Below are 19,494 nucleotides of genomic sequence, written 5' to 3'. Positions count from 1 at the left end.
GGGTGAGCCGGGGTCAGATCAGGTCCTGTAGTTCCTGGGGATCCAGCGGCGGAATGGTGTCCGGCTTGACGCTGTGGACCCGCTCGGTGACCCGCATGGTCACCCAGCGGAAGAACTGCGGGATGCGGCTGACGTCCTCCGCCCGGAAGACCGGCAGCGCGGGGTTGGCGACGAAGGTCTCCAGTACATGCTGCGCCTCGTCGTCGATGTCCTGACCGATGCCGACGGCGATCCGCAGGGCCGCCCGGCCGCGCCTGGAGTCGAGGAACCTCTCCATGCCCGGCTGCCAGTCGTCGGTGGGCCTGCCGTCGGACACGAGGATCACCGTCGGCGTGAGCGCGCGGGCGGGGACGACCCCGTCGTCCGCGAGCAGGTCGGTGGCCAGCGAGAGCGCGGCGCCGATCGGCGTGCGACCGAACGGCTGCAGGTCCGTCCAGGTTGCCGAGGGCGCCGGTGTCATCGGCTGGTGCAGGTACGCCTCCTCGCCGGCGAACACGATGGCCGCGACGTGGATCAGCCCGCGCGGGGAGTCCTGGGCGGCGAAGTCCCGGAACATCGTGGCGATGCTGCGGTTCAGGACGCCGATCTTGTCGTCCTCGGCCATGCTGCCGCTGGCGTCGGCGAGGACCAGCACCGGAAGCGGACGGGGCGTGGACGACCGGGGCCGGAGATTCATGATCGGCTCGGCGGGCGGCGGCTCGTTCGATCGCGTCGATTCTTCGCCGATCACAGTCGGTCCTCCGGTGAACTCGGGCGGAAGCAACACGACAGGATCGCGAAGCCGGTCGATCATGTCAACGACAAATCGACCGACTGTCGTCATTGCGTCAGCACGAGCACGAGGACGGACAGGACGGCACGAAAGTGGTACGGCAAGCCTTCCGACACCAACGCACCGCCGGACCGGGAGCCGGAGACGCTCCCGTGAGCTACCGGCGGTTCGGAGCCGAACCGCCGGCAGCTCCCCGGCGAGGGGACGGGTGAAGGATCAGAGGAGGGGGTGGCGGAGGACGTTTTCCTCGCGGCCGGGGCCTACGCCGACCACGCTGACGCGGGTGCCGCAGAGTTCCTCGATGCGGGCGATGTAGCGGCGGGCGTTCTCCGGGAGTTCCGCCTCGGTCCTCGCCTCGGTGATGTCCTCCCACCAGCCGTCGAGCTCCTCGTAGATCGGAGTCGCGTGGTGGAAGTCGGTCTGGGTCATCGGCATGTCGTCGTAACGCTTGCCGTTGATCTCGTAACCGACGCAGATCGGCACCTTGGGCAGGCCGGTCAGCACGTCCAGCTTGGTGACCACCAGGTCGGTGACCCCGTTGAGGCGGCAGGCGTACCGGGCGACGACGGCGTCGAACCAGCCGCAGCGGCGCTCCCGGCCGGTGGTGGTGCCGTACTCGTGGCCGACCTTGCGCAGGTGCTGGCCGTTGTCGTCGAAGAGTTCGGTCGGGAACGGCCCGGAGCCGACCCGGGTGGTGTACGCCTTGCTGACCGCGATCACCTTGCTGATCGCCGTCGGCGGGATGCCGGCGCCCACGCACGCCCCGCCGGCCGTCGGGTTCGACGAGGTCACGAAGGGGTACGTGCCGTGGTCCATGTCGAGCATGGTGGCCTGGGCACCCTCCAGCAGGACCGTCTCGCCACGGTCCAGCGCGTCCCAGAGCATGACCCGGGTCTCGGCGATGTACGGCTTGAGCCGCTCCGCGTACTCCAGGTACTCCTCGATCGTCGCGTCGACGTCGATCGCCTTGCGGTTGTAGACCTTGAACAGAAGCTGGTTCTTCTCGCGCAGCGCCAGTTCCAGCTTCTTGCGCAGGATGCCCGGGTCGAGCAGGTCCTGCAGGCGGATCCCCATCCGGGCGACCTTGTCGCCGTACGCGGGGCCGATGCCCCGGCCGGTGGTGCCGATCCGGGAGCTGCCGAGGTAGCGCTCGACGACCCGGTCCAGGGCCCGGTGGTGCGGCATGATCAGGTGCGCGTCGCCGGAGATCCGCAGCCGGCTGACGTCCACGCCCCGCTCGGCGAGCCCGTCGATCTCGGCCAGCAGCACCTTCGGGTCGACCACCACGCCGTTGCCGATGACGATCATCGCGCTCGGTGACAGGGCACCCGACGGCATCAGGTGCAGCGCGTACTTCTGGCCGTCCGGGGTGATCACCGTGTGGCCGGCGTTGTTGCCGCCGGAGTAGCGCACGACGTAGTCGACCCGCTCACCCAGCAGGTCGGTAACCTTGCCCTTGCCCTCGTCGCCCCACTGGGCGCCGAGGAGCACGATCGCTGGCATCTTCTCGCCTCCAGAAGGCTCGGGTGCCAGGTGGCGACCGGTCAGCGAGCCCGGGGTGTCAGGCTAACAAGTAGTGACGGCGCGGCCGGCAGGGGTCGCGTCGAGAGGCAGGAGGCCGTTTCCGTGTACGACGTGGTGCTGCTCACCCTCGGCTCGGAGCGCGACGCGCCCGGCGGGGCCTGCGGCAGCGGCGGTGCCTGCTGCGGCGGCGCGACGGCGCACGAGGCCGAGACCGGGGCCGGGGCGACGGCGAACGGAGCCGAGGCCGACGCCGGGGCGACGGCGCACGAGGCCGAGACCGGGGCCGGGGCGACAGCGGACGGGGGCGCGACGGCACGTGACGCGGCCGACGTCTGCGGGACCGGCGACCGGCACGGCGGGAAGGCCGGGGAGCGCTGCGACACCCCCCGGGTGCCGGTGCTGGCCTGCGCGGACGCGCTCACCGCCCGGGGCGCCCGGGTGGAGACGGTCACCGCCCGCTCGGACGCCGAGATCGACGACGTGCTGGCCCGGTTCGACGGGCCGCCCCGCCCGGACGGCCTCACCTGGCCCGACCCGGACTCCAAGATCCGGCTGGTGGTCGCCGCCGCCAGCGACGCGCAGTTGCGCGCCGTCGTGCGCCGGCTCGTCCGGCGGTACGCCCCACCGCCCAGCCGCCGTCCCGACGACCTCCCCGGCAACCGCACGGTGCCGGACCTGCCGCCGATCGGCGTACTCCCGCTCGATCCGGCGCGGAGCACGACGCACCGTGACCTGGCGGCGCAGCTCGGGCTGCCCCGCGACCCGGCGGCGGTGGCCGCCGCGGTGCTGGACGGCACGGCCCGCCGGCTCGACCTGCTGCGCAACGACGGCGGCTCGGTGACCCTGGACGGCGCGCTGATCGGCGCCGCCGACGACAGCGGCCGGCCGCTGCACTGGCGGGGGCGGGTCGAGGTGGACGACGCCGTTCTCTCCAACGGCGACGACCCGCTGCTGGCCTGCGCGATCGGCAACGCCGGCGGGTACGCCCGACTCGACGACGTGACACTGCTCGGCAATCCCGAACCGAACGACGGGCTGGTCGAGGTGGCGGTGGCGGTTCCCGTGGTCACCCGCTCGGCGTTCGGCAGGAAGCGGATGCGGCTGGAGGTGCGCCGCGCCCGTGGGCGGGCCGTGTCCGTGCTGCCCCGCGAGGGCAGGGTCCCGTACCTCGACGACGGGGCCGAGGGCGAGCTGAGCCGGAAGCGGTCCTGGTGGACCGAGCCGGGCGCCTGGGCGGTCTGGACAAGCTGACCTCGGCGTCCCGCGACGGCCGACCATGGCTGGCCACTGGGCCTATCCTCGGCAGAAGGAATGGGGAGGAACCGTAGTGGACGAGAACGCCGACCGGGTCCACGTGCCCGGGCAGCCGCCGGTGCCGGAGCGGGACATCGAACCACTCTGGCCGCCCGACCAGATCGACGGCGCCGACGCCCCGCCGTGGGTGTCGACCAGCTCACCGACGTCGCCCGTCCCGCCGCAGGGCCGGCCGGCCGCCCCGCCCTCGCCCGCCGACTACCCGTCCCTGACCGGCGGCCCGGCGACGACCGCGCCGCCGGCCGCGACGACCGGCTGGGCACCCCCGCCGGCCAGGGCCTCCGGCCGGGCACCCGCCCCCTCGGGCCAGGGCTGGGCCCCGCCCACGCCCTTCACCCGGCCCACCGCCCCGCCGGCACAGGAAGCTGTCGCCCCGCCCAGCGACCCGGCCGTCCCGCCCGGCACGGGCACAGCGGTCCCGCCCGGCACGGGCACGAGCGCCCCGGGCATCGCCGGAACCGGGCCGGCCGTCGGGGCGGGTGGACAGGCGGCCGGGGGTGCCGGGGCCGGTGTGCCCGCTCCCCGGTCTCCCCAGCCCGCCCCCACCCGGGTCGACCTCGACACGCCCTTCAGCCTGGACCAGCCGGCCGCACCCGTCCCGGTGACGCGCCCGACCGCGATTCCCCAGCCCTCAGCCACCGACCGGGCTGCCGCCAGCGAGCGGTCGCCGGAGGTCGCCGCCGACTCGGGAGCGACCGGTGCCGGCCCTGCGAAGAGCGGGGTTCCGGTCGCTGGCAGCGCCGGGAGCGGAGGCGGCGCACCGACGAGCGGCGCGGCGGCGAGCAGCGGCGCGGCGAACGGCGGCGGGGCGCGCGGGTCGGCCGAGTCCCCGTGGGCGCAGCCGCCGCAACGGCCCGCACCGGCCGCCGTCGAACCCGCACCGGCGGCCGGAGCCGACGGGCCGGCACCCGTGACGAACCACCGTGCCGCCCAGCCGGTGCCCCCGACGTACCGCGGTGCCGCCAGAGCGGCGCCCCCGAGCGGAGGCGCGACCGGTCACGGTACGACCGGGCAGGGCGTGCCCCAGCCGGGCAGCCCTGGACATGGCGGGTCGGCCGGGCCGGCGGGGGACCTCGGGCCCGGTGCGGGGGCACCGCAGGCCACACCGTCCGGCCCCTACCCACCGCAGACGACCGTCCCGCACCCACCGCAGACGACCGTCCCGCCGCAGCAGGCCGCCCCGACGCCGCCCGGCCCGTACCCGCCCCAGCCCGGCTGGTATCCGTCGGCCTGGCCCCTTGGCACGCCGGGAGCCGCCGGCCCGGCACAGCAGCAGGCGTACCAGCCGGCCGAGGGGGTGACCGCGGTGCCGCCGACCCAGCCCGACCCGGGCTGGAACCCGGCGATCGCCGCGCCGCCGACCGCCGAGGACTTCGCCCGCCGCCGCCAGGTCCGGCCCGCCGACCCGGTGGCCACGATGGGCGTACGGGCGGTGGCGAACCTGGTGGGGCTGCGGCTCCCGCCGGGGCGGCACGAGCAGGAGTTGCGGCGGGACATCGAGATGGTGCGCCGCAACTTCGGCGGGCTGCGTCAGGTGACGGTGGTGAACCCGAAGGGCGGCGCCGGCAAGACGGTGGCCATCCTGCTGTTGGCGATGACGTTCGGCCAGAAGCGCGGGGGCTACGTGCTGGCGTGGGACAACAACGAGACCCAGGGCACCCTGGGGATGCGCGCCCAGCAGGACTTCCACTCGCGTACGGTGCGGGACATGCTGCGCGACCTGGGCCAGTTCCAGGGCGCGCACGGGCGGGTGGGCGACCTGTCGCAGTACGTCCGGTCGCAGGGCGAGGGGATGTTCGACGTCCTCGCCTCGGACGAGTCGGCCACCGGCGGCGAGATGCTCACCGCCGCCGCGTTCGCCGAGATCCGCGAGGTGGTGAGCCGGTTCTACAAGCTGATCTTCGTGGACACCGGCAACAACGTGCGTGCCCAGAACTGGCAGGCCGCGATGGACGCCACCGACCAGCTGGTGGTCACCATGTCGGCCCGGAACGACTCGGCGGAGACGGCCGCGCGGATGCTGGACCACCTGGAGCAGAGCGGCCGGCAGCGGCTGGTCCGGCAGGCGGTCACCGTGGTCTCCATGCCGCCCTCACGCAAGGAGATCGACCTGCCGGCGATCCAGGAGCACTTCGCGGCCCGCACGCGGGCTGTGCTGCTCGCGCCGTACGAGCGGCTCATCGACACGGGCGAGCCGATCCGGTACGCGGCCCTCTCCTCGGCCACCCGGGACGCCTGGCTGAAGATCGCCGCCGCCGTCGCGGAGGGGCTGTAGGACCCGGGACAGCCCGACGGTCGGCCCGCAACGCGTCGGGCCGGCCGTCGGAGCGGGTCAGTTGCTCGCCAGCGCGTCCGCGGCGGCCGGGTCGCAGTCGCGGAGGAACTGGGCGCAGCGGGCCGCCTCGTCCGCCTCGCCGATCTCGTCGGCGGCACGGGACAGCACGTAGAGGCAGCGCAGGAAGCCCTGGTTCGGCTCGTGCGACCACGGCACCGGGCCGTGCCCCTTCCAGCCGCTGCGGCGCAACTGGTCCAGCCCGCGGTGGTAGCCGGTGCGCGCGTAGGCGTACGCCGGGATGACCTGGCCCGCGGCGAGGGCCCGCGCCGCCAGCGCGCCCCAGCCGGCGCTGTAGGTCGGGAAGCGCGCCGCCACCTCGGCGTACGCCTCGTCGCTGCCGGCCTGCTCGGCGGCGGCCAGAGCGGCGTCGGCCTCGTCGTGCGCGGGGAGGAGGGTGGCCGGTGGTTCCGGCAACAGGTTCTGCATCGTCCCATTCAACCCGCTTCGCCCGCGGGTGCGCGAGGGGGTTGGGCGAGCCGGTTGTCTGAACGGCTGAGGAGTTGGTCACGCCTGCGGCCTATGCCACCGGCAGATGTTTTCCACTACAACTATTGGTCCGGAGCCTCCCCAGGACCGGGTTGTGCAGGAGCCCGGTGGCCGCGGCCGCCGGGCTCCTGTCCGTTCCGGGCAGACCCGGCGCGTTCCCCGACGAGCCGAGCGGCCCGGTGCCGCCGACGTCGCCATCGGCACCGCACGGCGTCCGCACCGCCCGGCCGCCGGCCCGGGTCTGCCGACCGCCCGGCCACCCCCGCAGGTTTGGCCGGTTGCCGGGGCGGGGCAGGATGGCGAGGGTGCCGACCCCACCACCCGCGGACGTCATCGAGCCGCACACCTGCACCGACGAGATCGAGACCCGCGCCGAGTTCGACCGGCGCCTGGCCACGGGCAGCCTGGTCGGGCTGACCGTGCAGGGGCTGCGGCTCGACCTCGCACCCGTCCCCGACCTCACCGGGATCGAGGTGACCGGCACCCTGTTCGTCGGGTGCCGCTTCGCCTCCCGCGAGGTCGGCGCCGACCTGGTCCGGCGCGGCGCGAACGTCGTGCCGCCGTTCTCCGGGCTGCCCTACCCGACCCAGCCCTCGCACCTCTACACCCCGGAGGACCTGGCCGCCGGCTTCACCGAGGGCGGCTTCGCCGGGATGTACGACACCCGGGTCTACGAGCACTTCCGCGCGCACGGCGGGGCTCTGCCGGAGGTGAAGGAGGCGCTCGGCCAGCGGCTGCACGACCACGGCGTGGACAACGCGCTCGCCGACGCCACCCGCGCCTGGCTGGCCACCCACGGGCCGCAGTCGGTGGTCGGCATCATGGGCGGGCACGCGGTGCCGCGCGGCAGCGCGCCGTACCGGATGGCGGCCGTGCTGGGCTGGGAGCTGGCCCGGGCCGACCGGCTGGTGGTGACCGGCGGCGGGCCCGGGGTGATGGAGGCCGCCAACCTGGGCGCGTTCCTGGCGCTGCGGCCGGTCGAGGACCTGGACGCCGCGATCGACCTGCTCGCCGGGGCGCCGGACTTCACCGACCACGACCGCTACACGGCGGCGGCGCTGCTGGTCCGGGAGCGCTACGGCCAGCCGGTGCCGCCGCCCCGGCCCCGGGCCGCCGACCCCGCCAGCGTCTCCCGCGTCGACTCGGCCACGCTGGCCGGCGGCGACGTGGACTGGGCACGCGCCGGCGGGCTGGCCATCCCGACCTGGCTCTACGGGCACGAGCCGGCGAACCTGTTCGCCGGCCGGATCGCGAAGTACTTCTCCAACGCCATCCGGGAGGACACCATCCTGCGGCTGGCCCGGGGCGGGATCGTCTTCGCGCCCGGCCGGGCCGGCACCGTGCAGGAGGTGTTCCAGGCGGCCACCAAGACCTACTACGGCACCGACGGGGCCAGCGGCGCGTACGTCTTCCTGGACCGCGCGTACTGGACGCGGGAGCTGCCGGTGGAGTCGCTGCTGCGACCGCTGTTGGGCGCCTCGCCGTTCGGCGACCTGTCCGCCACCGTGCACCTCACCGACGACGTCCACGAGGCCATCCGGGTGCTCACCGCGGCGGCCTGACGGGCCGGACACGCCGACGGCCGGCCCCCGGTGGGGAGCCGGCCGCCGGCGGTACGCGTCAGCGCGTCACTTGGCGAGCGTGGTGCCGGTCGAGCGCAGGTGCTCGCAGGCCTCCACGACGCGGGCGGCCATGCCGGACTCGGCGGCCTTGCCCCAGACCCGCGGGTCGTACATCTTCTTGTTGCCGACCTCGCCGTCGACCTTGAGCACGCCGTCGTAGTTGCGGAACATGTGGTCCGCGACCGGGCGGGAGAAGGTGTACTGGGTGTCGGTGTCGATGTTCATCTTCACCACGCCGTAGTCGAGCGCCTCGCGGATCTCCGACAGCAGCGAGCCGGAGCCGCCGTGGAAGACCAGGCTGAGCGGCTTCTCCTTGCCGTACTTGGCGCCGACCGCCTCCTGGATCTGGTTGAGGATCTCCGGGCGGAGCTTGACGTTGCCCGGCTTGTAGACGCCGTGCACGTTGCCGAAGGTCAGCGCCGCCATGTAGCGGCCCTTCTCGCCCAGGCCGAGCGCCTCCACCATGGCCAGGCCGTCCTCGACCGTGGTGTAGAGCTTCTCGTTGATGGCGTTCTCGACGCCGTCCTCCTCGCCGCCGACCACGCCGACCTCGATCTCGAGGACGATCTTGCCCTTGGCGGCCTCGTCGAGGAGCTGCGCGGCGATCTCCAGGTTCTCCGCCACCGGCACGGCCGAGCCGTCCCACATGTGCGACTGGAACAGCGGCTCCTCGCCGCGCTTCACCCGCTCCTGCGAGATGCCCATCAGCGGGCGGACGAACTTGTCCAGCTTCTCCTGCGGGCAGTGGTCGGTGTGCAGGGCGATGTTGACCGGGTACTTCTTGGCCACCTCGTGCGCGTACGCGGCGAACGCCACCGCGCCGGTGACCATGTCCTTGATCGAGGGTCCGGAGAGGTATTCCGCGCCACCGGTCGAGACCTGGATGATGCCGTCGCTCTCCGCGTCGGCGAAGCCCTTGAGCGCCGCGTTCAGGGTCTGCGAGGACGTCACGTTGATCGCGGGGTACGCGTACCGGCCGGCCTTGGCGCGGTCCAGCATCTCCGCGTAGGTCTCGGGGGAAGCGATGGGCATGTCGAACGCTCCTTACTTACCGCTGTCGGCCGTCGCCGGCCGCTGTTGTCCTTGGGTGCGCCGGACCGCGCTGTCCACCGTCGGAAGTATCCCGTAGAAGAGGGGCGCCGGCACAACCGACCCGGTACGCGCCCGAAGGCCGGTCGCGGCGCTCACCGCTCCCCCCACCTGTCGGGCACGACGACGCTGATCAGCCAGGTGGCCACGGCCATCACGATGGCGCCCCAGAACGCGGCCCAGAAGCCGTCCACCTGGAACGGCAGGTCCAGCGCCCGGGCGATCCGGTCGGTCAGCAGGAACAGCAGGGCGTTGACCACCAGCGCGAACAGGCCGAGGGTGAGCAGGTAGAAGACGCAGCCGAACACCTTTATCAGTGGCTTGAGCAGCGCGTTGACCACGCCGAAGATCAACGCCACGACGACGAGCGTGAGCGCGTCGTCGGCGCCGGAGCGGCCGGTCACCTCGACGCCGGGCACGATCAGCGTGGTGATCCACAGCGCGACCGCGGTGATCGCCAGCCTGATCAGGAAGCCCACGGCATCATCCTGGCACCGGGGGCGGCGACCGGTGGGGTGATTCGGTCGACTCGGCTTCCGAGCGGCGGGCGGGCGCAGCCCGTACGGTGTGTGGGGTAACCGTCCGCCGAGATCCCGGGAGGGACCGATGGGTCAGCCCGACGAGGACTTCGCCCCCGGCGACCACCTCAGCCCCGAGGAGCGCGACATGGAGGCGGAACCGGCCGACGCGGTCGAGCAGGCCGCCGTGGTCGACCCCGGCGAGGCCGACGTGGAGCCGCATCGCGGCCTGGAGATCAACGACTGGGACGCCATGGAGCAGGCCCGGGTGGTCGCCCCCGACGAGGAGGACTACCGCTGATCCGTCAACGGGTGCGGTTGACCTGACCCGGATTCCGCGCCGCCCACTGCGCCAGCCGGTCCTCCCGCAACGCGGCAAGGAACGCCGGGGCCTCCTTCGGATCCGGTGGCAGCCGCCAGCCGAGGCCCTCCGGCGGCCCGACCGGGAGACTGAGCCCGACCGGGTCGACGGACTTCAGATCCGGAAGCACCTTCAGCAGATCCACCAGTGGCGAACCGTCGCCGCCCACGACCAGGTCCGCGCCGATGGTGTCGACCAGGGCGAAGAGCCTGACCGGACTGGTCAGCACCCCCTGCTCGCCGGCCCGACGGATCAGCCCGGCGGCGAACAGCTGCGCGTGCCGGTCCCGGTCGAGCCCGCCCTCGGGCAGTCCCCGCCGCTGCCGCAGCAGGTCGACCGAGGCGGCGCCGTCGAGCCGCTGGCAGCCGGTCGGGAAGACCCGCTTCGTGTGGATGGAGCGCACCTCGCGCGGCAGGCAGACCTCCACGCCGTCGAACTCGTCGGTGAGCCGGCGCAACACCGGGTAGGTGAGCACCGCGCCGGCGTCCACGCGTACGCCCGTCAGGTCGGTGACCACCCGGCGGGTCAGCTCGTAGCCGCGCCCCAGGTCGGGCCGGCCGTCGCCGGCACCGTGCCGGAAGGCGGCGTTGAGCTTGTCGGTCCCGTGACCGGGAATCGGCACCGCCAGGTCGCGGGGCAGCGAGATGAGGTACGGCCGGCTGCGGTCCGCCGGAATGTGCACCAGCAGGACGGAGTCCGCCAGCCGGGCGGGCTCCTTCGCCGAGCCGTCCACGCCGAGCAGCAGGATGTTCAGCGCGCCCGTCGGTGCCGAGCCGGCGGGCGCGGCGAACAGCGTGGCGTCCTCGGCGACCCGGTCGGGCGTGAACGGTGGTAGCCCGATCCCCAGCACGCCGAGCAGGGCCAGCGCGGCACCGCCGGCCCGGAGCCGCAGGCGGCGACGGCGACGGGCAGCCGCGAGCCGGTCGATCCTGGACCGCAGCGGACCGACGGGCGGGGTCAGGGCCTCGTGCCGGGCGAAGGCGGCACGCAGGTCGTCCTCGATCATGAGCAGGCCTCCACGTGTTCCGCCCGCAGGGTGGCCAGGGCGCGCGAGATGGACGAGCGGACGGTCCCGACGGCGCAGCCGAGGATGTCGGCGATCTCCGCGTCGGGCAGGTCCTCGTAGTAGCGCAGCACCAGGGTGGCCCGCTGCCGGCGCGGCAGCCCGGACAGCCAGGACCAGACCTGGTCCCGGTCCACGGCGTGCTGGGCGTGGTCGGCCGGCACCGGCACCGCGTCGTCGGGCTCGGCGCGCAGCAGCACCCGGCGCATCCAGGAGGTCCGCCGCCAGTCGACGTACTGGTTGGTCAGCATCCGGCGGACGTAGCGCTCGGGCGAGTCGGCCCGAGCCACCCGACGCCAGTTGAGCTGGACCCGGACCATGGTGTCCTGCACCAGGTCCTGCGCCTGGTGCGGGTCGCCGGTCAGCATGACCGCGTACCGCAGCAGCGCGGCCAGCCGCGAGTCGGCGAACTCCTCGTACGTCACTGCACCTCCCGGGCTCCTGCCCCAGATGACGGGTCCGGGCGGGCGGAACGTTGCGGCGATCCTGGTCAGCCGTTCGGTCGATGTTGGCTCTCAGCGGCGGGCCAGGGCAGCGGCGTGCCTTAAGGCTTCCTTAAGATCCGCTGGCCACTCCTGGCACCCCCCACGGGAGGGAACCCCCACATGTTCACGCACTCCACCCGGCGCTGGCTGGCCGGGCTGGGCGTCGCAGGCGCGCTCGTCGCCGCCTCCGCCAGCCCCGCCGTCGCCGAAGAGCCCGGCGACGAGCTTCTCCTCTACGCCAACAACGCGCTGGTCGCGCCGGGCGGCGAGGCCAGGTCCGTCACCCTGTACGCGTTTGCGGAGACGCTGCCCGAGAAGCTGACCCTCACCATCGACCGCAGCGACGTCGACGGCTTCGCCACGGTCGTCCTCGGCGACCGGGTGTCGAGCTGCAAGGAGGCCGACGCGGTCATCACCTGCGCCCTCGACGGCACCGAGATCACCGACTACCTGGTCAACCTGACCGTCACCGCCAAGGATGCCGCCGCACCCGGCGACAAGGGCGAGCTCGTCCTGAGCGTGGCGGCCAAGGGAAGCCCCACCGCCACCGCACGATCCACCATCGAGGTCGGCGAGGGCGTCGACCTGAAGACGGAGCGCTCCCTGGAGTTTGCCGGCGACCCCGGCGCCACGGTCAAGGCGCCGCTCACGGTGGCCAACATCGGCGACCGACCTGCGCGCGGCACGGTGCTGCTCCTCGCCATGACCCCTGGTCTCGCCCCGGCGCGGCGGCACTCGAACTGCTCCTACCTCTCGGAGTTCGGCAGCAACCTCGCCCAGTGCCACTTCGACGAGGAGCTTCCGCCGGGAGCCGCTCTCCAGCTCGACGACTCGTCCGCCCTGACGATCGCCTCCGACGCCTGGGCGCCGGGCCGGCAGTACGGCCAGGCGATCTGGTTCGCCAAGGGTGACTGGGAGGAGTTCATCGGTGACTTCTCCGGCGCGGACTGGGAGAAGGGCAGCGGAAGCGCGATGACGCTGGTGCCGGCACCGGCGTCGCGGGCCCGCGCGGTGAAGCAGACCGACAAGGACACGACGAACAACGTCAGCTGGATCGACGCCACCGTCACCGGTGACCAGCGGGCCGACGTCGCCGCCACCGGTGCGGAGGTCACCGGCGCAGCCGGCGGGACGGTCACCGCCAAGGTCGGCTTCGTCAACAACGGGCCCGCGGCGATCAACTCGTACAGCCCGGGCGAGCTCCTGACCGGCGCCCTGGTGACCGTCCCCGCCGGCGCCACCGTGGTGAAGGCGCCGGAGCAGTGCTCGCCGGGCACGGCCGAGGAGCCGACCGGCTGGTACGGCGAGCCGGGCGGCCGGGTCTACTTCTGCGAGTGGTTCGAGCTGCGCCGCAAGGGCGAGGCGGCCGTCTTCGAGTTCGGTCTGCGGATCGACAAGGTGGGTGGCGCGCCGGGCTCGGTCAAGCTGCTGCACTTCGGCCCGGGCGAGCCGGGGCAGGTCGTCGACCTGGAACCCAGGAACGACACCGCCGCGCTGGTCATCAAGGGTGCGACCGGCGGCGAGGGCGGCGGCGGTGACGACCCCGAGCTGCCGATCACCGGTGAGTCCACCGGCCTGATCGCCGGCATCGGCGGCCTGCTGCTCGTGGCGGGCGTCGGCGGCTACCTGGTGGCCAAGCGTCGCCGGACCCGCTTCGTCGCCTGACCCTCCCCGCACCACCGGTGCCCCGCCGACCCCCGGTCGGCGGGGCACCGCCGTCTCCACCCACTCCCGACACCACCCCGGCACACGCCCCCGATTCCCGGCCCACCGCCCCCCGATTCCGACCCGGCAGCACGCGTCCTCACCGCCCGAGCCACCCGCCGCCCTCCGACGACGCCGGACCACCACGGGTTTCCGGGGGGAGCCCCACCCGCGCAGGGATCAAGCCTGACCGCCCGGAGCGGGTGGGGCTCCCCCCGGAAACCACCCCGAGACAAAAACGGGACGACGCAAGATCGAAGACACTGACACCATGGGCGCGTGCTGCTCACCCTGACCACCACCCACCGCCCGGCGACCGACCTCGGTCACCTGCTGGTCAAGCACCCCGACCGCGCGCACACCTTCGACGTGCCGGTCGGCACCGCGCACGTGTTCTACCCGGAGGCGGGCGAGCAGCGCTGCACCGCCGCCCTGCTGCTGGACGTGGACCCGCTGCGGCTGGCCGGCGCGCGGGGCAAGGGTCGCGGCCGGCAGCAGGCGACGCCCCCGGAGGGCTTCACCCTCGGGCGGTACGTCAACGACCGGCCGTACGCCGCGTCCAGCCTGCTCTCCTCGGCGCTGTCCAAGGTGTACCGTTCCGCGCTGCGCGGCGAGTCCCGGGAGCGCCCCGAACTGGCCCGTACGCCGATCCCGCTGGAGGTGCGGGTGCCGGTGCTGCGCTGCCGGGGCGGCGCGGACGTGGCGGCCCGGATGTTCGGCCCGCTCGGCTGGGCGGTGACCGCGACCCCGATCCCGCTCGACGAGCGGCACCCGGAGTGGGGCGACAGCCGGTACGTCGACCTGACCCTGACCGGGACGCTGCGCGTCGCCGACGCGCTCAACCACCTCTACGTCCTGCTGCCGGTCCTGGACGACGCCAAGCACTACTGGGTGGCGCCCGACGAGGTGGACAAGCTGCTCCGGGCCGGCGAGGGCTGGCTGGCCGGCCACCCGGAGCGGGGCATGATCACCCGCCGCTACCTGGCGCACCGGCGGGCGCTGGCCGGGCTGGCCCTCGCCCGCCTCGCCGAGCAGCGGTTGACCGACGAGCCGGCCGCCGCCGAGCCCGACACGGTGGACGAGCCCACCCTCCGCCAGCCGACGCTGGCGGCGCGGCGGCGGGAGGCCGTCCTCGCGGCACTGGTCGAGTCCGGCGCGAGCCGGGTGCTGGACCTGGGCTGCGGCGGGGGCGCCCTGCTCGCCGCGCTGGTCGGCGACCGCCGGTTCACCGAGATCGTCGGCACCGACGTGTCTTCGCACGCGCTGACCCTGGCCGCCCGGCGGCTGCGGCTGGACCGCCTGCCGGAGCGGCAGCGGGACCGGGTCCGGCTCTGGCAGTCCGCGCTGACCTACCGGGACGACCGGCTGCGCGGCTACGACGCGGCGGTGCTGATGGAGGTCATCGAGCACGTCAACCCGCCCCGGCTGCCGGCGCTGGAGGACGCCGTCCTCGGTCACGCCCGCCCCGCCACCGTCGTGGTGACCACGCCCAACGTCGAGTACAACGTCCGCTACGAGGGCCTGCCCGCCGGGCGGTTCCGGCACGCCGACCACCGGTTCGAGTGGACCCGCGCGGAGTTCGCGGCGTGGGTCGACCGGGTGGCCGCGACCTACGGCTACTCGGCCGCGATCGGCGGGGTCGGCGACGACGATCCCGAGGTCGGCGCCCCCACCCAGCTCGCCGTGCTCACCCGCCAGGAGAACAGCCGATGACCACCCTCGACATCCCCGAGCTGGCCCTGGTCGCGCTGGTCGGCGTCTCCGGCTCGGGCAAGTCCACCTTCGCCCGCCGGCACTTCGCGCCCAGCCAGGTGCTCTCCTCCGACGCGTTCCGGGCGATGGTCGCCGACGACGAGAACGACCAGTCGGCCTCCGCCGACGCGTTCGACGCGCTGCACCACGTCGCCGCCACGCGGCTGCGGCGGGGCCGGCTCACCGTGGTCGACGCGACCAACCTCCAGCCGCACGCCCGGGCCGCCCTGGTGAGGGTGGCCCGCGAGCACGACGTGCTGCCGGTGGCCGTCGTGCTGGACGTGCCCGAGGCACTGGCCTGGGAGCGCACCGAGGGCCGCGCCGACCGCACCTTCGGCCGGCAGGTGCTCGCCCGGATGCAGCGTGACCTGCGCCGGTCGTACGGGCAGCTGGCCCGCGAGGGCTTCCGGAAGGTGCACGTGCTGCGCGGCGTGGACGAGATCGACGCCGCCGAGATCCGCTACGAGAAGCTGTTCAACGACCGGCGGGAGCTGACCGGGCCGTTCGACGTCGTCGGTGACGTGCACGGCTGCCGCGCCGAGCTGGAGGCGCTGCTCACCCGGCTCGGCTGGGAGCTGCGCCGCGACGAGCACGGCCGGCCGGTCGACGCGACCCACCCGGCGGGGCGTACCGCCGTCTTCGTGGGTGACCTGGTGGACCGCGGCCCGGACTCCCCCGGCGTGCTCCGCCTGGTCATGGGCATGGTCGCCGCCGGGCACGCGATCTGCGTGCCCGGCAACCACGAGCAGAAGCTGCTGCGCCGGCTGCGCGGCCGGGACGTGCGGCTCACCCACGGCCTGGCCGAGACGATGGCCCAGCTCGCGGCGGAGCCGGACAGCTTCGTGGCCGAGGTGGCGGCCTTCGTCGACGGCCTGGTCAGCCACTACGTGCTGGACGGCGGCCGGCTGGTGGTCGCGCACGCCGGGCTGAAGGAGGCGTACCAGGGCCGCGCGTCGGGCCGGGTGCGGGCCTTCGCGCTGTTCGGCGAGACCACCGGCGAGACCGACGAGTACGGGCTGCCGGTGCGCTACCCGTGGGCGCGGGAGTACCGGGGCTCGGCGATGGTGGTCTACGGGCACACGCCCACCCCGGAGCCGGAGTGGGTGAACAACACGATCTGCATCGACACCGGCTGTGTCTTCGGCGGCCGGCTCACCGCGCTGCGCTACCCGGAGAAGGAGCTGCTCTCGGTGCCGGCGGAGCGGGAGTGGTACGCCCCGGCCCGCCCGCTGACCGCCGCCCCGGCCCGACCCGACCAGGTGCTGGAGCTGACCGACGTGACCGGCCGGCGGCACATCGAGCACGCGTACGGGTCGCTGACCGTGCCGGCGGAGAACGCCGCGGCGGCGCTGGAGGTGATGAGCCGGTTCGCGGTCGACCCGCGTTGGCTGGCCTGGCTGCCGCCGACGATGACGCCCTGCTCGACGGCGACGGTGGGCGGCTTCCTGGAGCACCCGGCGCAGGCGTTCGCCGACTACCGCGCGGCGGGCGTGGACCGGGTGGTCTGCGAGGAGAAGCACATGGGCTCGCGGGCGGTGGTGCAGCTCTGCCGGGAGCCCGACGGCGGGCCGTTCGGCCCGGGCGGCGGGGTGGTGCACACGCGCACCGGCCGGCCGTTCTTCGGCGAGCCGCTCGACACCGGGCTGCTCGACCGGGTGCGCGCAGCGGTCGACGGGGCGGGGCTCTGGGCCGAGCTGGAGACCGACTGGCTGCTGCTCGACTGCGAGCTGCTGCCCTGGTCGGCGAAGGCGGGCGGGCTGATCCGCGAGCAGTACGCCGGGGTCGGCGCCGCCGGCCGGGCCGCGCTGCCCGCGGCGCTGGCCGCGCTGGAGGCCGCCGCCGGTCGGGGCCTGCCCGTGGGCGACCTGCACGACCGGATGGCCCGCCGACGCGACGAGATCGTGGCCTACTCGGACGCCTACCGGGCGTACGTGGGGCCGACCGACGGGCTGCGCGGGGTGACCCTGGCCCCGTTCACGGTGCTCGCCGGGGCCAAGGCCAGCTACGCCGACCGGGACCACGGCTGGCACCTCGGGCTGGCCGACCGGCTCTGCGCGGCCGACCCGGAGTTCTTCACCCCGACCCGTCGACAGGTGGTCGACCTGGCCGATCCCGCCGCCGAGGCGGCGGCCACGGACTGGTGGCTGGAGCTGACCGCGGCCGGCGGCGAGGGCATGGTGGTCAAGCCGTACGCCGGTCCGGCCGCCCGCTCCGAGCGGGGCTCGCTGCTCCAGCCGGGGATCAAGTGCCGGGGCCGGGAGTACCTGCGGATCATCTACGGCCCCGGGTACGACGAGCCGGAGCAGCTCGCCGCGCTGCGCCGCCGGTCGCTGGGGCGCAAGCGGGGGCTGGCGCTGCGCGAGCACGGGCTGGGGCTGGCGGCGCTGAACGCGCTGGTCGCCGGTGCGCCGCTGTGGCGCCGGCACGAGCTGGTCTTCGCGATCCTGGCCTGCGAGTCCGAGCCGGTTGACCCCCGGCTGTAGGTACGGTCCCCGCCGTCCCGGCCCCGGTCGGGACGGCGGGCGGGCGCGGGTGTGACGTCGAGCACCGGCACGCCGGGGAGCCACCTAGACTACGGACGTTCCGTCCCCGACCGGCATCCATCGGAGGTCACCTCGTGCCGACGCCCACCACCACCCTGGCCCTGGGGCCGAGCTGGCTCGATCCAGAGGTGTTGATCTCGACGTTCGGGCTGATCGGCATCCTGGTCATCGTCTTCGCCGAGTCCGGCCTGCTGATCGGGTTCTTCCTGCCGGGCGACTCGCTGCTGTTCACGGCGGGTCTGCTCACCGCCGACGGGAAGTACATCACCTACCCGCTGTGGCTGGTCTGCCTGCTGATCACCCTCGCGGCGATCGCCGGCGACCAGGTCGGGTACGCGTTCGGCCGCAAGGTCGGCCCGGCGCTGTTCCGCCGGCCGAACTCGAAACTGTTCAAGCAGGAGAACGTGCTGAAGGCGCACGACTTCTTCGAGAAGTACGGCGCGCGTTCCATCGTGCTGGCCCGCTTCGTGCCGATCGTGCGGACGTTCACGCCGATCGTGGCCGGGGTCAGCCGGATGAACTACCGCACCTTCGTCATCTACAACGTGATCGGCGGCGTCCTCTGGGGCACGGGCGTGACCGTGCTCGGCTACTTCCTGGGCCAGATCCCGTTCGTCAAGGCGAACATCGAGATGATCCTGATCGCCATCGTGGCGATCTCGGTCGTCCCGATCGCCGTCGAGCTGCTGCGGGCGCGGATGGCCGCCAGGCGTGGCACCACCGCGCAGGAGCGGGCCGCCGCCGAGGAGGCGATCCGCGAGACCCGCGAGCACTACGGCAAGCACTGAGCGGCCGGCCGTCCGGTGCCGTCCCCGGTGGGGGATGGCACCGGACGATCGGTACGGGTCAGCGAGCCTTCTTGGTGGCGCGCTTGCGCGGCGGGGTCAGCAGATCCGCGATCGTGGCGATCGCGGTCGGCACCAGCCGGTAGTAGGCCCAGACACCGCGCTTCTCCCGCTCCAGCAAGCCGGCCTCGGTGAGGATGCGCAGGTGGTGACTGACCGTCGGCTGCGAGAGGCCGAGCGGCGCGGTCAGGTCGCACACGCACGCCTCGCCCTCGGGCGCCGACTGGATCAGGCTGAGCAGCCGCAGTCGAGCGGGGTCGGCGAGGGCCTTGAGGACCCCGGCGAGACGCTCGGCATCGGCACGTTCGATCGGCTCGCCGGCAAGCGGCGAGATCTGAGGCATGGTCATTTCAGCCAACGCAGTTCCCACGTATTCCATCCTTCCACCAGCAGCATCGATCCGCCTGCATATCAGCAGATCCGAATCGGCAGACTTTTACGCCACAAGGCCGAGGTCAGCCAACGTATAGGCCGCCCGATAAGGCAGTCCGGCAGCTCTCACCGCGTCGCCGGCGCCTCGATCAACAATAACCGCCACACCCACGATCTCGGCCCCGACCTCACGAAGGGCCTCGACCGCCGTCAACACACTCCCCCCGGTGGTGGACGTGTCCTCCACCGCCAGCACCCGCCGGCCGGCCACGTCCGGTCCCTCGATCCGGCGCTGGAGCCCGTGCGCCTTGCCCGCCTTGCGGACCACGAACGCGTCCAACGGATGATCAGTCGCGGACGCGGCGTGCAGCATGGACATCGCCACCGGATCGGCGCCCAGGGTCAGGCCACCCACCGCGTCGTAGTCCCAGTCGGCGGTCAGCTCGCGCATCACCCGGCCCACCAACGGGGCGGCCTGGTGATGGAGCGTGACGCGACGCAGATCGACGTACCAGTCCGCCTCGCGCCCGGAGGAGAGCACCACCCGGCCGTGGACCACCGCCAGGTCGGTAATGAATTTACGCAGGTCGTCGTGGTCCCCCATGGGGGTAGAGGGTACTGCGCAAGTCTGGGAGCCGCGTGGCGGGTCCACCCGGATCAACCGTGGGAGCGACCGATGGATGGCGATGGCCGGCTACGCTGAGCGACC

At 73.6% G+C, this 19,494-nt stretch carries 17 protein-coding genes; 8 read left to right on the top strand and 9 right to left on the bottom strand.

The features are described from left to right. Nucleotides 1–13 precede the first annotated feature (13 nt). The gene (locus AB0G14_RS04000) at nt 14–676 is read right to left on the bottom strand and encodes a VWA domain-containing protein (protein WP_357693486.1); all 663 of its coding nucleotides are present in this window, start codon (nt 674–676) and stop codon (nt 14–16) included. Between the two features lie 312 nt (nt 677–988). After that, nucleotides 989–2,275, bottom strand: a complete 1,287-nt coding sequence (locus AB0G14_RS03995; RefSeq protein WP_357693484.1) for an adenylosuccinate synthase — start codon at nt 2,273–2,275, stop codon at nt 989–991. Nucleotides 2,276–2,398: 123 nt separating this feature from the next. On the opposite strand from AB0G14_RS03995, the gene AB0G14_RS03990 reads away from it, so the two are divergent. Further along, nucleotides 2,399–3,547, top strand: a complete 1,149-nt coding sequence (locus AB0G14_RS03990; RefSeq protein ID WP_357693482.1) for a hypothetical protein — start codon at nt 2,399–2,401, stop codon at nt 3,545–3,547. Between the two features lie 25 nt (nt 3,548–3,572). Beyond that, nucleotides 3,573–5,885 (top strand): chromosome partitioning protein, encoded by a 2,313-nt coding sequence (locus AB0G14_RS03985; protein WP_357693480.1) that lies wholly within the window; start codon nt 3,573–3,575, stop codon nt 5,883–5,885. Between the two features lie 57 nt (nt 5,886–5,942). On the opposite strand, the gene AB0G14_RS03980 is transcribed toward AB0G14_RS03985, so the two are convergent. Beyond that, on the bottom strand, nt 5,943–6,371 hold the full coding sequence (locus AB0G14_RS03980) for a DUF3151 domain-containing protein (protein WP_357693478.1): 429 nt from the start codon (nt 6,369–6,371) through the stop codon (nt 5,943–5,945). A 356-nt stretch (nt 6,372–6,727) separates the two neighbouring features. On the opposite strand from AB0G14_RS03980, the gene AB0G14_RS03975 reads away from it, so the two are divergent. Continuing rightward, nucleotides 6,728–7,993 (top strand): hypothetical protein, encoded by a 1,266-nt coding sequence (locus tag AB0G14_RS03975; protein WP_357693476.1) that lies wholly within the window; start codon nt 6,728–6,730, stop codon nt 7,991–7,993. 66 nt (nt 7,994–8,059) lie between these two features. Here AB0G14_RS03975 and fbaA read toward each other — a convergent pair whose 3' ends face one another. Next, the gene (gene fbaA / locus AB0G14_RS03970) at nt 8,060–9,085 is read right to left on the bottom strand and encodes a class II fructose-bisphosphate aldolase (RefSeq protein ID WP_357693474.1); all 1,026 of its coding nucleotides are present in this window, start codon (nt 9,083–9,085) and stop codon (nt 8,060–8,062) included. Nucleotides 9,086–9,237: 152 nt separating this feature from the next. Further along, complete coding sequence (locus tag AB0G14_RS03965; protein ID WP_357693472.1) at nt 9,238–9,621, bottom strand: phage holin family protein; 384 nt, start codon at nt 9,619–9,621, stop codon at nt 9,238–9,240. Nucleotides 9,622–9,748: 127 nt separating this feature from the next. Between AB0G14_RS03965 and AB0G14_RS03960 the strand changes: the two genes are divergently transcribed. Further along, complete coding sequence (locus AB0G14_RS03960) at nt 9,749–9,961, top strand: hypothetical protein (protein ID WP_357693470.1); 213 nt, start codon at nt 9,749–9,751, stop codon at nt 9,959–9,961. A 4-nt stretch (nt 9,962–9,965) separates the two neighbouring features. Here AB0G14_RS03960 and AB0G14_RS03955 read toward each other — a convergent pair whose 3' ends face one another. Then, entirely contained in the window at nt 9,966–11,027 is a 1,062-nt protein-coding gene (locus tag AB0G14_RS03955) for an LCP family protein (RefSeq protein ID WP_357693468.1), read from the bottom strand. Beyond that, nucleotides 11,024–11,509 carry a SigE family RNA polymerase sigma factor gene (locus tag AB0G14_RS03950; RefSeq protein ID WP_357693466.1) on the bottom strand — a complete coding sequence of 162 codons (486 nt, stop codon included), beginning with the start codon at nt 11,507–11,509 and terminating at the stop codon, nt 11,024–11,026. The genes AB0G14_RS03955 and AB0G14_RS03950 overlap by 4 nt, the downstream gene beginning before the upstream one ends. Nucleotides 11,510–11,689: 180 nt before the next feature. Between AB0G14_RS03950 and AB0G14_RS03945 the strand changes: the two genes are divergently transcribed. The 4 genes from AB0G14_RS03945 to AB0G14_RS03930 all read left to right on the top strand — a co-directional run bounded on the left by AB0G14_RS03945 (nt 11,690) and on the right by AB0G14_RS03930 (nt 18,356). Then, nucleotides 11,690–13,234, top strand: a complete 1,545-nt coding sequence (locus tag AB0G14_RS03945; RefSeq protein ID WP_357693464.1) for an LPXTG cell wall anchor domain-containing protein — start codon at nt 11,690–11,692, stop codon at nt 13,232–13,234. A 318-nt stretch (nt 13,235–13,552) separates the two neighbouring features. Then, nucleotides 13,553–14,986: a 3' terminal RNA ribose 2'-O-methyltransferase Hen1 gene (locus tag AB0G14_RS03940; RefSeq protein WP_357693462.1), complete on the top strand. Its 1,434-nt coding sequence runs from the start codon at nt 13,553–13,555 to the stop codon at nt 14,984–14,986. Further along, nucleotides 14,983–17,508, top strand: a complete 2,526-nt coding sequence (locus AB0G14_RS03935) for a polynucleotide kinase-phosphatase (RefSeq protein ID WP_357693460.1) — start codon at nt 14,983–14,985, stop codon at nt 17,506–17,508. Before AB0G14_RS03940 ends, AB0G14_RS03935 begins: the two co-directional genes overlap by 4 nt. 134 nt (nt 17,509–17,642) lie before the next feature. Next, nucleotides 17,643–18,356 carry a VTT domain-containing protein gene (locus AB0G14_RS03930; protein WP_357693458.1) on the top strand — a complete coding sequence of 238 codons (714 nt, stop codon included), beginning with the start codon at nt 17,643–17,645 and terminating at the stop codon, nt 18,354–18,356. A gap of 58 nt (nt 18,357–18,414) precedes the next feature. Here the strand turns inward: AB0G14_RS03930 and AB0G14_RS03925 are convergent, their stop codons facing one another. Then, nucleotides 18,415–18,792 (bottom strand): metalloregulator ArsR/SmtB family transcription factor, encoded by a 378-nt coding sequence (locus tag AB0G14_RS03925; protein WP_007073957.1) that lies wholly within the window; start codon nt 18,790–18,792, stop codon nt 18,415–18,417. 57 nt (nt 18,793–18,849) lie between these two features. Then, complete coding sequence (locus tag AB0G14_RS03920; protein WP_350685601.1) at nt 18,850–19,389, bottom strand: orotate phosphoribosyltransferase; 540 nt, start codon at nt 19,387–19,389, stop codon at nt 18,850–18,852. Nucleotides 19,390–19,494: the final 105 nt, after the last annotated feature.

The sequence above is a fragment of the Micromonospora sp. NPDC023814 genome, assembly GCF_040639595.1.
In the GTDB taxonomy this organism is placed as follows: domain Bacteria; phylum Actinomycetota; class Actinomycetes; order Mycobacteriales; family Micromonosporaceae; genus Micromonospora.
This window is presented reverse-complemented; position numbering and strand designations above follow the sequence as displayed.